We start from the raw sequence: 15,752 nt of genomic DNA, 5'->3' as shown, positions 1-15,752 counted from the left end.
GGCGCTCAGACGGGCCCATGGCTCGCGTAGTGCTCCATCAGCTTGCTCCGGGTCGTCGCCAGCCGGTGCGCGAGGATCTCCGCGACGATCCGGACCAGGGACAGCCCGAGCAGCGGATCCTCCACGCTCAGGGCGAGCACGGCCGCCGCGTCGAACTCGTAGGCCCGCACGGCACTGAACGCCTCCGCGCCGAAGTCCCACTTGTACGGCGGGAACAGCCACGACCAGCCGAGCAGGTCGCCCGCGCCGAGCGTGGCCACGGTGACCCGCTGCTGCGGGGTGACCTGCTGGTCGAGCGAGACGGCGCCGGAGCGGACCACCCAGAAGCGGTCGGCGGTGCCGCCCGCCTCGAAGATCCTGGAGTCCTCGGCGAACGAGACCTCCTGCGCGAGCTCCATGAGTCGTTCGCGCTGGGTCTGGGGCAGGGCGGTCAGCAGTTTTATCGCTTGGGTCATGGCACAGGGCTCCTCGCCGGCAGCGGATCCGGAATTCTCCCTACGCCCATTTCAGCCGCTGCCGCCGTCCCGGGCACCTCGGGGGACGGAATCGGGCATGAAAAAGCCCTGGCTGGACGGGGGAGACCAGCCAGGGCCGTAAGCGGTGGCTCGGGGGACGGTAGGGTCGACCCCGTATCCACGTATGAATGAACCGTAAACCATGTACGGGCATTTCGTACCCAGTTCAACCGGTCGCGTGACCGGTTTCACTTCGTGGCATGCCGTCCGGGGGCCACGATCTCGTCCAGCACCCGCAGGACCACCTCGTAGGCCACTTCCCTTACGGCGTCGCCCTGTTGCGACCATGTGTGCACCTCCTGGGCGGCGAAGGCCCGGGCCCGCTGGATGCGCCGCAACAGTTCGTCCGAGTCCACGACTTCACTCATAGCCGTCGCCTACCCAGACGCGCGGCGTTCACTTCACCGGCGTCGCGATCGGTACGTCGAGCGGCCGGGCCAGGCCGACCACGGCCTCGTCCAGGCGCTGCAGATGCCGCAGCACACGGTCGGTGACCCGCCCGTAGCGCGGGGTCCCCGGTGTCCCGGGCCGCAGCAGGGACGCGATGCTCGGCCCGGTCTCGATCTCGCCGACAGCGTCCCCGCCGGCGACATGGGCGCCGATCACCCCGATGTTGTGCACGATCCGGCGCCCCGCCTCCCTCAGCCGGGGATCGGCCGCGATCGACGGATGCGTGGGCAGCAGCTCGGCGGTCGCCGCCAGATACCGCGCGTGATAGGCACAGGTCTCCAGGAGCGCGACGACATACCGCGCCGTGTCCCGGCGTGCCCGCAACGGCGTGATCGGGTGCGTCAACGGCTGCGTGGACGCGCTCAGATCGGCCAGCGCCTGGTCCAAGTCCCGTGCCTTGTCGAGCAGTTCGGCCGCGGCCCCACCGCTGAGCTGGTCGACGGCGGCCTCGGTGACGTCGGTGAGCCGCTCCAGCACGGTGCCGAGCAGTTCGTTCGTACGGCGGTCCGTGTGCACCGGCAGCACCAGCGCCGCCGCGACCACCCCGCAGGCCGCGCCGAGCGCAGTCTCCTCGATCCGCAGCAGCAGCACCGACGCGCTGTAGGTGTGCAGCAGCGTGTAGAGCAGGCCCAGCATCGCGGTGACGAAGAAGGACATCAGGGTGTAGGAGAGCGGTGCCGTGTAGAACATCGCGAAGATGAACAGCAGCACCAGGGCGAACGCCGTCCAGGTGTGATGCCCGACCAGGCCCGCGAGACCGATACCGGCGACGACACCCAGGACCGTGCCCAGCAGCCGCCGGTAGCCCTTGACGAGGATCTCGCCGGTGGACGAGGTGTTGAGGAACACGATCCAGCAGGTCAGCACCGCCCAGTACCAGCGCTGACTGGACAGGAACTCCCCGCCGATGATCGCCAGCGAGGATCCGACGGCGACCTGCACGGCCGCCCGCGTCGTCGGCCGCCGCAGCCCCGTGCGCTCCGCGTCCTCCTGTTCGGCCTCCTCGCTGCCCGCGATGGCGATGTCCTCCGCGTCCAGCTCCTCGCGCGAGCGGGTCGTCGCGGGCGTGTCCTCCGACTCGTCCTGCGGCCCGTCCACCGCGATCCGCAGCCCCAGCACCGCACGCCCGGCCTCGCCGATGCCCCGGAACACGTCCTGGACGGCGTCCGAGGCGGGCGGCAGGTTCTCCTCCTCGCGATAGCCCAGCAGCCGGTTGCGCACATGCGCCAGCCCGGTGCCCGAGTCCTCGCCCACGGGCCGCAGGACCAGCAGCCGCAGCGCCTCCAGATCGCGGCGCAGCGTGTCGGTGGTCTCGTCCCGCTGGGGCAGCAGATCACCGGCGGGCACGGGCGCGCCCGGCAGATGCAGGGTCAGCGTGTGACCCCGCTCGGCGCTGCGCGCGGTCAGCAGCAGCAGCCCGAGCCGCTCGGCGGCGACCTCGGCATCCGCGATACGCCGCTGCACGAGCCGCGCCACCGTCTCGTCGGAGGTCCCGTCCTCCAGTCGTCCCTGGATCAGCAAGGCCGTCTCGTGCAGCCGCGCGGTGCCCTCCCGTACGTCGTCGAGGGCCTTCTCCATGTCGTCGGGACCCGCGTCGAGCAACGCGAGCTGTGCGGTGACGAGTTGGGCGAACCGCGCCCGGAACGCCCGCCGTAGCCGGTCCAGCGTCCCGGCCGGTGTCTCCGGCACCAGCGCGAACCGCACCAGCGCGCTGCACGCGAAGGCCACGCCGAGCACGCCGTACAGCCGCGGCAGCGCGGAGACGGTCGCGCCGACGAACAGGGACAGGAAGTAGATCTGGAAGCCGATCAGACCCAGCGCCGTGCCGCGGTCGCCGAAGCGGCGGCTGTAGACCGCGCCGAAGATCAGCAGGACGAAGAAGACGTCACCGGCGACCACCCGCGAGTTCAGCAGCGCGCTCAGCGACACCGAGGCCAGCGCCACCGGCAGCCCCAGCGCGAGCGTCACCGCCTGCTGCCCGCGCTGCTTCTCCCGGATGGCGAACGTGGAGACCATCGCCGCCATCGCCCCGGCGACGAGATGCGGGACCGAGGCCTGCGCCAGGGAGAGCACGGTCAGCGTGAGGGCGATCGAGGCCACCGTCCGCAGCCCGGCCGTCAGCCGCAGCAGTCCGGGATCGGACGCCGCGACGCGATACCGCACCCGTGCCCACGCCGCCCGTCCCGCTGCCCTCACGCCGCCGTACTCTCCCCAGGTTCACCTCAAGATCCGTGACGCCGATGCTACGGCTCCTGGGTGCCGGACCCTTCGATGCGGTCCCGTACCTGCTCCGGCGAGAGGTACGAGTCGGTGTACTCGAAGTCCTTCAGCGTGGCCGGTTTGCGGGCCTGGAAGCCGGTGCGCACGAAGTCGTCGCCGGCCAGCGCGTTCAGCGTCCAGTTCGTCGCCACGCGGACCTTGGCGACGCCGGTGCGCAGCGCCGACCAGTGGTAGCCGCGGGCGACGACCTGGGCGGGCAGACCGCGCAGTTCGATGCCGAGCGGCTTGGACACCGCGTCCTTGCCGCCGAGGTCCACGACGAGCCCGAGGTCCTTGTGCACGTACGGCTTCAGCGGCTGGTTGCGCAGCGTGGCGATCACGTTGTCGGCGACCACCTTGCCCTGCCGCATGGCGTGCTGCGCGGTCGGCGGGCAGATCGCGCCGTCCCCCTCCTTGGCCTCGTCCGGCACCGCGCCGGCGTCACCGAGCGCGAACACGCCGTCCTGGCCCGGGAGGTTCATGGCGGAGGTGACCGCGAGCCGCCCCCGCACCGTCTCCGCGCCCAGCGTGGCGATCAGCGGACTGGCGACCACACCGGCCGTCCAGATCAGCGTCCGGGTCGGCACCACACGCCCGTCCGTGAAGGTGACCTCCTCCGGCCCCGCCTTGGCGATGGACACCCCCAGGGAGATGTCGATACCGCGCTTGGTGAGGATCTCCTGCGCGCTCCTGCCGAGCTTGTCGCCCAGCTCGGGCATCAGCTTCGGCGCGATGTCGATCAGGTGCCACTTGATCAGACCCGGGTCGATCCGGGGGTAGCGCTTGACCGCGGCGTGCGTCAGCTTCTGCAGACAGGCGGCCGTCTCCGTGCCGGCGTAACCACCGCCGACCACCACGAACTGGAGCCGCGACGCCTTCTCCGCCGGGTCGTCGCTCGCGTCCGCGAGGTCCAGCTGGGTGATGACGTGGTCGCGGATGTAGGCGGCCTCCGCGAGGGTCTTCATCCCGAAGGCGTGATCGGTCAGCCCGGGGATGTCGAAGGTGCGGGTGATGCTGCCGGGGGAGAGCACGATGTAGTCGTAGGGCTCGTTCACGATCTCGTCGTTGATCGTGCGGATCACACAGACCTTGGCCTTGATGTCCACACCGATCGCGCCGCCCGGGATGATCCGCGTGCGGTACTTCTTGCTGCGGCGCAGCGAGACGGCGATCGACTGCGGGGTCAGGACGCCGGAGGCGACCTGCGGCAGCAGGGGCAGATAGAGCTGGTAGGAGAACGGCGTCACCAGGGTGACGTCCGCCTCGTCGGTGTTCAGTTTCCTCTCCAGACGGCGGACGCACTCCACTCCTGCGAAGCCTGCGCCAACCACCAGGATCCTCGGTCGTGTCACGGTGTTCATCCCTTCTGCGGCTCCAGGCGGTCTGCCTCGACGCCGTACGCCTGCCCCTGGATCGCTGCCTCGCACCACATCGATCCCACCGTGCCGGGAGCCGTTCCGCCAGCTGAGCGCGGCAGGCAGACGAACGCGTGGGCACCAGCATGCCCCGCCGACGCCGTCCGTACGCCGCGGACGCGTGAACAAATGGCGTACCTGAATGACCTTTGACCGATCACTCGGCGATCGCCGCGGACCGTAGAGTGCACGCCATGTCGCACACTCAGCCCGAGCCGGGGTCAGGCTTCCGCACCCAGAACATCGACACCGGCAACGTGACGCGGCTGGTGGCCGCGCTCGACATCCAGGAAGCCAATCCAGGCGTACGACGACTGCGCGCATGGGCGCACGAGGCACTCGCCCCGGGCAGCGGGGAACGCGCCCTCGACATCGGGGCGGGGACAGGTTCCACGACCCGTGAACTGGCCGCGGCGGTCGGTGCCAACGGGTCGGCGCTCGGCGTCGAACCCAACCCCGGACTGCGCGCGGTCGCCGAGGAGCGAGCCGCGTCGGCAGGCAGCCCGGCCCGCTTCACGGACGGCGACGCGCTGTCCCTGCCCGTGCCCGACGCCTCCGTGGACGTCGTCTGGTGCGAACGGGTGCTCCAGCACCTCGCGGAACCGGACAAGGCCGTCGCCGAGATGGCCCGCGTGCTGCGCCCCGGCGGACGCGTGGCCCTCCTCGACACCGACTGGGCGACCACGATCCTGCACCCGGGCGACCCCGAGGTCACGGCCGCGTTCACCTCCGGCGCCCTCACCAGCGCGGCCAACCCCTACTCGGGGCGCCGACTCGTCGGCCAGCTCAGCGCCGCCGGACTCGTCGTCGACGACCGCGGCTCGCAGGCGTTGCACCAGGACCACCGGTCGGTGGCCTGGCCGCTGATCCGCATGCTCGGCGAGTCCGCGGTACGCCGCGGCGCACTGACCGAGGCCCAGCGCGACCGCGCCTACGCCGACCTCACCGAGGCCGCCGAGCGCGGCGCGCTGCACATGTCCGTGACGATGTTCGCGGTCGTCGCCCACCGCCCGGAGTGACCTCCGGCCGGACCGGCCCCTAGCGGAACACGTTGTCCGCGTCGTCCCAGCCCGCGAGCTGCTCCTCCGCCGACTGCTGCGGGACACGCGCGCGTGCCTGGTACATCGCGTCGATCTCGAACGCGTAGTGCCGCACGATCGCGTCCCTGCGCAGCTTCATCGACGGCGTCAGCAGCCCGCCCGCGACGTCGAACGGCTGCGGGAGCACCCGGAACACCCGGATCGACTCGGCGCGCCCCACGGGACTGTTGGCGGCGGCGACGGCCCGGGTGATCTCCTCCCGCAGCGCGTTCTCCTCCCGCGCCTCCCGGCCCCGCGCGTCGCTCTGCAGCGCGAGACCGGCCCGCCAGTGCGCCACGAACTCCGGGTCCAGGGTGAGCAGCGCCCCCACACAGGGACGGTCGTCGCCGACGACCACCGCCTGATGGATCAGGGGATGCATCCGCAGCCGGTTCTCCAGCGCGGCCGGCGCGACGCTCTTGCCGCTGCTGGTGATGAGGATGTCCTTCTTGCGGCCGGTGATCGTCAGATACCCCTCGGTGTCCAGCCGCCCGATGTCCCCGGTGGCCAGCCAGCCCGCGTGCAGCACGGCCCGGGTCGCCCGCTCGTCGTTGATGTAGCCCTGGAACACCGAAGGGCCGTGCACCAGGATCTCGCCGTCCTCCGCGACCCGGATCTCCGTGCCCGGCAGCGCCTGCCCCACCGTGCCGATCTTCTCCCGCCCCAGCGGCTGCATCGTGATCCCGCCGGCCGTCTCCGTGAGCCCGTAGCCGTCGTGCACGAGGATGCCGATACCCGAGTAGAACAAGGACAGTTCACGGTTCAGGGGCGAACCGCCCGACGTCGCGCGGACCACCCGGCCGCCCAGCGCCGAGCGCAGCTTGCGGTACACCGTCCGCTCGAACACGGCGTGTTGGAGCCGCAGATCGAAGGCGGGACCCGAGCCCCGGCCGAGTCTCTGTCTCTCCTCGGCCGCGGCGAACTCCCGCGCGGTCGACGCGGCACGCTCGAACAGGGCGCCCCGGCCGGTCTGTTGGGCCGTACGGAGAAAGTTCTTGTAGATCTTCTCGAAGATCGACGGCACGGCGTACAGATAGGTCGGCCGGAACGTGCGCAGCGCCGACACCAGCGCCGCCTCGGTCATCTCCGGCTCGTGGGCCATCAGCCAGCCGCCGCGCATGCACAGCCCCTGGATCATCAGTCCGTACACGTGCGAGAAGGGCAGGAAGGCCAGCACGGCCGCCTGTTCCCCCGGCGGCGCCACCGTGTGCGACCAGCCCGCGAGCAGCGTGTCGCAGGGGCTGGCGAGACTGCGGTGGCTCAGCGCGCAGCCCATGGGGCGGCCCGAGGTGCCCGAGGTGTAGGCGACGACCGCGGTCGAGTCCGGCATCACGATCCGGCGCAGCGAGTCCACCGTGGTCTGCGGTATGTACGTGCCCCGCTCGGCGAGTTGGGCCAGCGCCCCGGTGTCCAACTGCCAGACGTGCCGCAGCCGCGGCAACGCGGCACACACCGTGCCGACCGTCATGATGCCCTGCTCGTCCTCCACGACCACGGCCACACAGTTGGCGTCCCGCAGGATCCATTCGACCTGCTCGCGCGAGGACGTCGGATGCACCGGCACGACCTCGGCGCCGACCGCCCACAGGGCGTGGCTGAACACGGTCCACTCGTAACGGGTACGGGCCATGATCGCGACCCGGCTGCCCGGCGAGATCCCGGAGGCGATCAACCCCTTTGCCAGATCGACGACTTCGTCCCGCAGCTCTACCGCCGTCACCTCCTCCCACTCGGTGGAGGTCGGGTCGGGCCTGCGGGCGACCAGCGGAAGGGTGGGATGAAGGACCGCGGTCTCGAAGATGCTGTCGGCGAGGCCGCCGTTGATGGTGGTGGAGGTGGGGGGTGGAGCGACGGCGAAGTCGCGCATGCGCTGCTCCTGGGTTGTACGGGGCGTGACTCTGCCGATCATTGCTGTTATCGACGGTGCTCGAATGTAGCCCAGGTGTGAGCGTTTGGTGAGGGGAACCGTGAAGTGCCCTTACCGACTTTGGCTACGATTCACCTGTCACTCCGGTGTCAGCCACACCGTCGCGAGCGGCGGGAGCGTGAGCCGGATGTGGCCGTCCTCCGGTTTGACCGGGTAGGGGTTGGTTACACCGCTGCCACCGAAGGCGGCGGCGTCGGTGTTGAGGACTTCGTGCCACGCGGGGATCTCGTCCGGGACACCGAGCCGGTAGTCGTGGCGCACGACCGGAGAGAAGTTGCTGACGGCCAGGAGCGGGGAGCCGTCGGCGGCGAACCTCAAGAACGCGAAGACGTTGTCCTCGGCCGCGTCGCCCATCACCCAACGGAAACCGGCGGGTTGGGTGTCCAGTTGCCAGAGGGCGGGGGTCGCGCGGTACACCGTGTTCAGGTCGCGGACGAGGTGCTGGACGCCCCGGTGATCGGGTGCGGCGTCGTAGGCGGGGTCCAGGAGCCACCAGTCCGGGCCGTGGGACTCGGACCACTCGTCGCCCTGGGCGAACTCCTGGCCCATGAAGAGGAGTTGCTTGCCGGGGTGGGCCCACATGAATCCCAGATACGCCCGGTGGTCGGCGCGCTGCTGCCACCAGTCGCCCGGCATCTTCGACACCAACGACCGCTTCCCGTGGACGACTTCGTCGTGCGAGATCGGGAGCACGTAGTTCTCGCTGTAGGCGTACACCATGGAGAAGGTCATCTCATGGTGGTGGAATTTCCGGTGCACGGGCTCGTGCGACATGTAGTCGAGCGAGTCGTGCATCCAGCCCATGTTCCACTTGAACCCGAAACCCAGCCCGCCGGTGTCGGTCGGCCGGGTCACCCCGTCCCAGGCGGTGGACTCCTCGGCGATCGTCACGACTCCCGGCACCCTGCGGTACACGGTCGCGTTCATCTCCTGGAGGAAGGCCATCGCGTCCAAGTCCTCGCGCCCGCCATGGACGTTCGGGCTCCACTGGCCCGAGTCGCGTGAGTAGTCGAGGTAGAGCATCGAGGCGACCGCGTCCACGCGCAGGCCGTCGATGTGGAACTCCTGGCACCAGTAGACGGCGTTCGCCACGAGGAAGTTGCGCACCTCGGTCCGCCCGAGGTCGAACTCGTACGTCCCCCAGTCCGGATGCTCGGCCCGCCGCGCGTCCCCGGGCTCGTACAGCGGCTCCCCGTCGAACCGGGCCAACGCCCAGTCGTCCTTGGGGAAATGCGCCGGAACCCAGTCCATGATCACGCCGATACCGGCCTGGTGCAGGGCGTCGACGAGGAACTTGAAGTCGTCGGGGGTGCCCAGGCGGGAGGTCGGCGCGTAGAAGCCGGTGACCTGGTAGCCCCACGAGCCGCCGAAGGGGTGCTCGGTCACCGGCATGAACTCGACGTGGGTGAAGCCGAGTTCGTTCACGTAGGCGGGGAGTTCGAGAGCGAGCTGACGGTACGTCAATCCTGGTCGCCAGGAGGCGAGATGCACCTCGTAGACGGAGAATGGCGCCTCGTGGACGGAGGTTTCCGTCCTCCGCGCGAGCCAGTTCGCATCGCCCCACTCGTAGTGCGAGGCGGTCACGATGGACGCCGTGGCGGGCGGCACCTCCGTACGGCGGGCCATCGGGTCGGCCTTGAGGAAGCGCTCGCCACTCCGGGAAGTGATCTCGAACTTGTAGCGCGCGTCCTCGCCCACACCCGGCAGGAACAGCTCCCACACCCCGGACGAACCGAGCGACCGCATCGGGAACGCCGTACCGTCCCAGGAGCTGAACTCCCCGGCGACACGCACCCCTTGGGCGTTCGGCGCCCACACGGTGAACCGGGTGCCCGCCACTCCGCCGTGCGTCATCGGCTCGGCGCCGAGCGCCTTCCACAGCTCCTCGTGCCGCCCCTCCTTGATGAGGTGCAGGTCGAGTTCACCGAGCGCGGGGAGGAAGCCGTACGGGTCGTGGACCTCGTGCTCGTCGCCCTCCGCGTACGACACCAGCAGCGTGTACGCAGGGATCGCGTCGAGCGGGAGCACGCCGGAGAAGAGGCCGCCGCCCTCCGAGGTGAGCGGAGTGCGCGTCCCGTCGATCACGACGCTCACGGCACGGGCGTACGGACGCAGCGCCCGGAAGGTGATCCCGCCCGGTACCGGATGCGCGCCGAGCAGCGCGTGCGGGTCGTGATGGGCGCCCGCGAGCAGGCGATCGCGGTCTGCCGGGTCCAGCGCGGAGGATGCCGTGGGCGGGCCGCTCGTCCCCGGTGTCTCGCTCGGGGTCCGGCCGCCGGTCTCCGGTGCGCCAGGCGTGGCCGGGCCCCCGGCCCCCGGCGCGGCGGGCTCGGTCGATTCGCCCGTGTCCGGGTCGGCGGTCGTGGACGGACCGCCCGCCTCCTGAGGTGAAGTGTCGCGCAGGGCCACGGAGTTCAGCCTCCTCGGACGGCGAGACGCTCGATCGCCGCCATGGGTACGGGAAGCCAGTCCGGACGGTGTCTGGCCTCGTACAGCACTTCATACACAGCGCGGTCCGTCTCGTACGCGCGAAGCAGAGCGTGCTGGATGCGGGGATCCCAGCCGGCCCGGGCCGCATAGCCCGCGCAGAAGGCCTCGCGGCAGCGACGCGCCCACTCCGGGCGCCAGGGGCGGCGCTGCCGGGCCGCGTAGTCGAAGGAGCGCAGCATGCCCGCGATGTCCCGCACCGGGGACTGCGCGCTGCGCCGCTCGGCCAGCGGCTTGGACGGTTCGCCCTCGAAGTCGATGACGAACCAGTCGCGTCCGGCCCGCAGCACCTGCCCGAGATGCAGATCGCCGTGGATGCGCTGGGCTGGCGGCCAGGTTTCCCGGCCGACCAGCGCGCCGAACGCGGTCCGCAGCCCCGGCACGAACGGCCGCAGCGCGGGCACGGCGTGCGCGGCGGCCTCCAGTCGTTCGGTCATCGCGGTCGCCGTGTGTTCGTTTCCGGTACCGCTCCCGGACGGAAAAGCCGCGGCCAGGGCGAGATGGACATCGGCGGTGGCCTGCCCCAACTCATGGGCCTGGGTGGTGAATTCGGCACCGTCGGCGAGTGCGCGCAGCGCGAGCGCCCAGCCGTCGGAGGCGTCCGGCAGGAACGGCTGGAGCACACCGAGCGTCGCGGCCCGCGGCTCGGCCGTCCGGAACCACGCCACCGGCGCGGGCACCCGCGTACAGCCCTGCGCGGCCAGCGCGCCCGGCAGTTCCAGGTCCGGATTGACGCCGGGCTGGATGCGCCGGAACACCTTCAGAATGAACCGGTCGCCGTACACCAGCGAGGAGTTGGACTGCTCCGCGCCCAGCAGCCGAGGCGTCAGCCCGGCGGGCACGGACACCGACGGGTCCGCCTCGAAGTGCAGAGGACCCGTCGTACCGGGATGCCGCAGCCGCTCCAACAGCAGCTCCGCCGACCGAGGATCCTGGAGGGCGTCGTAGACCGCGAGACCGGCCAACGGACCTTCCTGCACACGCCCGATGTAGGCCCGGGCGAGACGCGGTGAGACGTACTCCCTTACGCCGAGCAGGAGTTGGTAGCAGTCGCCGGGCGGGGGAGTGCCGACCGGCGCGGGGACCCCGGTGTGGGAGGCGCGGACCAGCAGATGAAGGCAGCCGGGGAACAGCTCCGTCGTGGACAGCACATCGAGGTCGGCCACCGGCCGGTCCTTGCCGGCGAACCAGCGCTGCCCGGGCAGCCATTCGCGCAGCAGCCCGGCGAGCGTGGCCGGAGGCCTGTCGACGCCGGGGCTGCTCAGTCGGAGGGGTGCGGTCTTCGGCATGATGACGCGTCCTTTCGCCGGCACATCCTCAAAGTCGTCGGCCGATGCGGGGAGCGGCTCGCGAGAGCCGGAACCAGTAGAAGCCGTGCCCCGCGAGCGTCAGCAGATACGGCAGTTCACCGATGGCGGGGAAACGCACCCCGCCGATCAGCTCCACGGGATGCCGGCCGTCGAACTCCCGCAGATCGAGCATGGTGGGCTGCGCGAACCGCGAGAAGTTGTGCACGCACAGCACGAGATCGTCCTCGTACTCGCGCAGGAACGCGATCACCGCCGGGTTCGACGACTGGAGCTCGGTGTACGACCCCAGCCCGAACGCCGGGTTCTGCTTGCGGATCTCGATCATGCGGCGGGTCCAGTGCAGCAGCGAGGAGGGCGACGACATCGACGCCTCGACGTTGGTGACCTGGTAGCCGTAGACGGGGTCCATGATCGTCGGCAGGAAGAGCCGGCCGGGGTCGCAGGTGGAGAAGCCCGCGTTGCGGTCGGGTGTCCACTGCATGGGGGTGCGTACGGCGTCGCGGTCGCCGAGCCAGATGTTGTCGCCCATGCCGATCTCGTCGCCGTAGTAGAGGATCGGCGAGCCGGGGAGGGAAAGCAGCAGGGCGGTGAAGAGTTCGATCTGGTTGCGGTCGTTGTCCAGCAAGGTCGCGAGGCGCCTGCGGATGCCGATGTTGGCGCGCATGCGGGGGTCCTTGGCGTATTCCGCCCACATGTAGTCGCGTTCCTCGTCGGTGACCATCTCCAGGGTCAGCTCGTCGTGGTTGCGCAGGAAGATGCCCCACTGGCAACCGGTGGGAATGGCCGGGGTCTTGGCGAGGATCTCCGAGACCGGATACCTCGACTCCCGGCGGACCGCCATGAAGATCCGTGGCATGACCGGGAAGTGGAACGCCATGTGGCATTCGTCCCCGCCGCTCTGGTAGTCGCCGAAGTAGTCGACGACGTCCTCGGGCCATTGATTCGCTTCCGCCAGCAGCACCGTGTCCGGATACATCGCGTCGATCTCTCGGCGGACGCGCTTCAGGAACTCGTGACTGGCGGGCAGGTTCTCGCAGTTGGTGCCTTCGGCCGCATAGAGATAGGGCACGGCATCGAGGCGGAAGCCGTCGATCCCGAGGTCGAGCCAGAAGCGGAGGGCGGCCAGGATCTCTTCCTGCACGGCCGGGTTCTCGTAGTTCAGGTCCGGCTGGTGGGAGAAGAAGCGGTGCCAGAAGTACTGCTTGCGGACGGGGTCGAAGGTCCAGTTGGAGGCTTCGGTGTCGACGAAGATGATGCGGGCGTCGGGGTACTGCTTGTCGTCGTCGGCCCACATGTAGTAGTCGCCGTACGGCCCGTCGGGGTCTTTGCGGGACTCCTGGAACCACGGGTGCTGGTCGCTGGTGTGGTTCATGACGAAGTCGATGATGACGCGCATGCCGCGTTGGTGGGCGGAGTCCACGAACTCCACGAAGTCCGCGAGGTCGCCGAACTCGGGGAGTACGGCGGTGTAGTCCGAGACGTCGTAACCGCCGTCTCGGAGTGGGGATTTGAAGAAGGGGGGTAGCCAGAGGCAGTCGACGCCGAGCCACTGGAGGTAGTCGAGTTTGGCGGTGATGCCCTTCAGATCACCGATGCCGTCGCCGTTGCTGTCCTGGAAGGAGCGGACCAGGACCTCGTAGAAGACGGCACGTTTGAACCACTCGGGGTCCCGGTCCTTGGCGGGAGTGTCCTCGAAGGTGTCGTGGACCGGTTCGTTGACAGTCATGAAGCTCTTGACCCTCCGCTCTGAGTGGACCGCCGGACGTGGAGCACGTGCGCGGGAGCCCGGCCGGGTTCGAGACGCACATAGTTGGTCCTGCCCCACTGATAGGACTCACCCGTCAGTTCGTCGTACACCGACATGGATTCGTTTGATTCCAGGCCGAGTTGCGGCATGTCCAACGAGACCGTGGCCTCCTGGGTGTGGTGCGGGTCGAGGTTGACGACCACCAGAACCGTGTCCACACCCGTGGTCTTGCTGTACGCGATCAGCGCGTCGTTGTCCGTCCGGTGGAAGCGGAGATTCCTGAGCCGGTGCAGCGACGGGTGACGGCGCCGGATGTCGTTGAGCCTGCCCAGCAACGGCGCGATGCCACGTCCGTCCCGCTCGGCGGACTCCCAGTCGCGCGGGCGGAGTTGGTACTTCTCCGAGTCGAGATACTCCTCGCTCCCCGGCCGGAGAGGGGCGTTCTCGCACAGTTCGTAGCCACTGTAGACACCCCAGGTGGGAGAGAGGGTCGCCGCCAGTACCGCGCGCAGTTCGAAGGCGGGTCGACCGCCCTCCTGGAGGAACTCGTGGAGGATGTCCGGGGTGTTCACGAACAGGTTCGGCCGCATGTAGGCGGCGGCTTCACCGGACAACTCGCTGAGGTATTCGGTGAGTTCGTCCTTGGTGTTGCGCCAGGTGAAGTAGGTGTACGACTGCTGGAACCCGATCTGCGCGAGGGTGGCCATCATCGCGGGACGGGTGAAGGCCTCGGCCAGGAAGATGATGTCCGGGTCGGTGCCGTTGATCTCGGCGATGACCCGGTCCCAGAACACGACCGGCTTGGTGTGCGGGTTGTCCACGCGGAAGATCCGCACCCCGTGGTCCATCCAGTGCCGCAGCACCCGCACGGTCTCCGCGATCAGGCCGTCCATGTCCCGGTCGAAGGCGATCGGGTAGATGTCCTGGTACTTCTTCGGCGGGTTCTCCGCGTACGCGATCGTCCCGTCGGGACGGTGGTGGAACCACTCCGGGTGCTTCTCCACCCAGGGATGGTCCGGCGAGCACTGCAGCGCGAAGTCCAGCGCGATCTCCATGCCCAGCTCGGCGGCCCGCGCGACGAACGCGTCGAAGTCCTCCAGCGTGCCCAGCTGCGGATGGATCGCGTCGTGCCCGCCCTCCGGCGAGCCGATCGCCCACGGGACACCGACGTCCTCACGCCCCGCTGAGAGGGTGTTGTTCGGGCCCTTGCGGAAGGTGCTCCCGATCGGGTGGATCGGCGGCAGGTAGACGACGTCGAAGCCCATCGCCGCGATGCCGTCCAGCCGTTTCGCCGCCGTACGGAACGTGCCGTGGGGCTGGGCCGGAGTGCCCTCGGAGCGGGGGAAGAACTCGTACCAGGCGCCGTACAACGCCCGCTCCCGCTCCACCAGCAACACGCGGGGCTCGGAAACCGTCACCAACTCCCGTAGCGGACAAGCCTCCAGCACCCCCTCCACGCCCGGAGTCAACGCGGCCACGAACCGCGTCCCCACCGCCAGCGTGTCGTCGCGCAGCGCGTCCGCCGCGGCCAGCACCGTGGCGCGGGCCGGTCCCTCGGGTACCCCGGTGGCGGCTCGGGCGTGCAGTTCCGCGCCCTCCTCCAGCATCAGGCCGACGTCGATGCCGGCCGGGATCTTGATGCGGGCGGCCCGGCGCCACGTGGCGATGGGGTCGCCCCAGGCCTCCACGACGTAGGACCAACGGCCGGTCGCGTCCGGCGTGACCTCGGCGCCCCAGCGGTCGCTGCCGGGGGCGAGTTCGCGCATCGGGGTCCATGGACCCGGGCGGCCGTCGGGGTCGTAGAGGACGACGTTGGCGCCGATCGTGTCGTGGCCCTCGCGGAAGACGGTGGCGGTGACCTGGAACGTCTCGCCGACCACCGCCTTGGCCGGGCGCGCGCCGCTGTCCACGGACGGGCGTACGTCACGTACCGGAATGCGGCCGATGGCTGCCGGGGTCGCGCTCATGGGTCTCACCTCCGTCGTGCCGGAGGCCGGGCTGTTCACCCGGCCGTGGATGCCAACTGCGCCGGAAGGGGGACTACCTTCCCGCCGGGGAACGCTGATCGACGGCGACCGGCGGCCCGCGGTGCACGACGGCCGTCGTACGGGGGCGGGCGTTCTGTTCCTGTTGGTACGTGCTCTGGCTGCCGCGCAGATAGCGTTCGGCGGCTTCCGCGGCCTCGCGCGCGCAGCGCTTCCCCAGCAGCACGCACAAGGTGTAGCCCGAGTCCTCGAAGGTGGCCCGTACCGTCCGGTCGCCCGGCGATGCGAGCATCACGCGTTCCCACGCCCGATAGCGCCGCAGGTGGCGGGCGACTTCGGCCTTGGCGGGTAGCAGCATGGCGCTGTTCACCTTTCGCCTCGGCGGACCGCGGTTCCCGACCGTCGGGTGGCGGCCGTGCGCGGAGGGTCATGGCTCCGTCACGGCAGTCGAGGCTTTCACTCATGGTGCACAGGTGATGACCCAGCGTCTTGTTGGTTCTTCAACTACCTCACCCGTCGCTCGTGTTGCACGAATGGCCTAGCGCTCGCACTCTGGATCTGACTCAGAAGCGATCATT

General features: G+C 69.8%; 11 protein-coding genes. 1 reads left to right on the top strand and 10 read right to left on the bottom strand.

The features are described 5' to 3' along the window. Positions 1-5: 5 nt before the first annotated feature. The 4 genes from SPR02S_RS11155 to SPR02S_RS11140 form a co-directional block, all read right to left on the bottom strand. Complete coding sequence (locus SPR02S_RS11155) at positions 6-455, bottom strand: cyclic nucleotide-binding domain-containing protein (RefSeq protein ID WP_019057040.1); 450 nt, start codon at positions 453-455, stop codon at positions 6-8. A gap of 248 nt (positions 456-703) precedes the next feature. Next, complete coding sequence (locus SPR02S_RS11150; RefSeq protein WP_026150422.1) at positions 704-883, bottom strand: hypothetical protein; 180 nt, start codon at positions 881-883, stop codon at positions 704-706. 28 nt (positions 884-911) lie between these two features. Beyond that, the gene (locus SPR02S_RS11145; RefSeq protein ID WP_174447534.1) at positions 912-3,161 is read right to left on the bottom strand and encodes an FUSC family protein; all 2,250 of its coding nucleotides are present in this window, start codon (positions 3,159-3,161) and stop codon (positions 912-914) included. A gap of 47 nt (positions 3,162-3,208) precedes the next feature. After that, positions 3,209-4,585, bottom strand: coding sequence for an NAD(P)/FAD-dependent oxidoreductase (locus tag SPR02S_RS11140; RefSeq protein WP_026150421.1), 1,377 nt, complete (start codon positions 4,583-4,585; stop codon positions 3,209-3,211). A gap of 248 nt (positions 4,586-4,833) precedes the next feature. On the opposite strand from SPR02S_RS11140, the gene SPR02S_RS11135 reads away from it, so the two are divergent. Continuing rightward, positions 4,834-5,658, top strand: coding sequence for a methyltransferase domain-containing protein (locus SPR02S_RS11135; protein ID WP_026150420.1), 825 nt, complete (start codon positions 4,834-4,836; stop codon positions 5,656-5,658). 19 nt (positions 5,659-5,677) lie between these two features. Here SPR02S_RS11135 and SPR02S_RS11130 read toward each other — a convergent pair whose 3' ends face one another. The 6 genes from SPR02S_RS11130 to SPR02S_RS11105 all read right to left on the bottom strand — a co-directional run bounded on the left by SPR02S_RS11130 (position 5,678) and on the right by SPR02S_RS11105 (position 15,532). Next, complete coding sequence (locus tag SPR02S_RS11130; RefSeq protein WP_019057035.1) at positions 5,678-7,585, bottom strand: AMP-dependent synthetase/ligase; 1,908 nt, start codon at positions 7,583-7,585, stop codon at positions 5,678-5,680. Positions 7,586-7,723: 138 nt separating this feature from the next. After that, positions 7,724-10,054, bottom strand: coding sequence for a 1,4-alpha-glucan branching enzyme (gene glgB / locus SPR02S_RS11125; protein ID WP_019057034.1), 2,331 nt, complete (start codon positions 10,052-10,054; stop codon positions 7,724-7,726). Positions 10,055-10,059: 5 nt separating this feature from the next. After that, positions 10,060-11,421 carry a maltokinase N-terminal cap-like domain-containing protein gene (locus tag SPR02S_RS11120; protein ID WP_019057033.1) on the bottom strand — a complete coding sequence of 454 codons (1,362 nt, stop codon included), beginning with the start codon at positions 11,419-11,421 and terminating at the stop codon, positions 10,060-10,062. Between the two features lie 28 nt (positions 11,422-11,449). Continuing rightward, positions 11,450-13,168 (bottom strand): maltose alpha-D-glucosyltransferase, encoded by a 1,719-nt coding sequence (treS, locus tag SPR02S_RS11115; RefSeq protein WP_019057032.1) that lies wholly within the window; start codon positions 13,166-13,168, stop codon positions 11,450-11,452. Beyond that, the gene (locus tag SPR02S_RS11110; RefSeq protein WP_019057031.1) at positions 13,165-15,156 is read right to left on the bottom strand and encodes an alpha-1,4-glucan--maltose-1-phosphate maltosyltransferase; all 1,992 of its coding nucleotides are present in this window, start codon (positions 15,154-15,156) and stop codon (positions 13,165-13,167) included. Before SPR02S_RS11110 ends, treS begins: the two co-directional genes overlap by 4 nt. Positions 15,157-15,229: 73 nt before the next feature. After that, positions 15,230-15,532, bottom strand: coding sequence for a DUF5133 domain-containing protein (locus tag SPR02S_RS11105; protein ID WP_019057030.1), 303 nt, complete (start codon positions 15,530-15,532; stop codon positions 15,230-15,232). Positions 15,533-15,752 lie beyond the last annotated feature (220 nt).

The organism is Streptomyces prunicolor NBRC 13075, from assembly GCF_000367365.1.
Lineage (GTDB): Bacteria > Actinomycetota > Actinomycetes > Streptomycetales > Streptomycetaceae > Streptomyces > Streptomyces prunicolor.
This window is presented reverse-complemented; position numbering and strand designations above follow the sequence as displayed.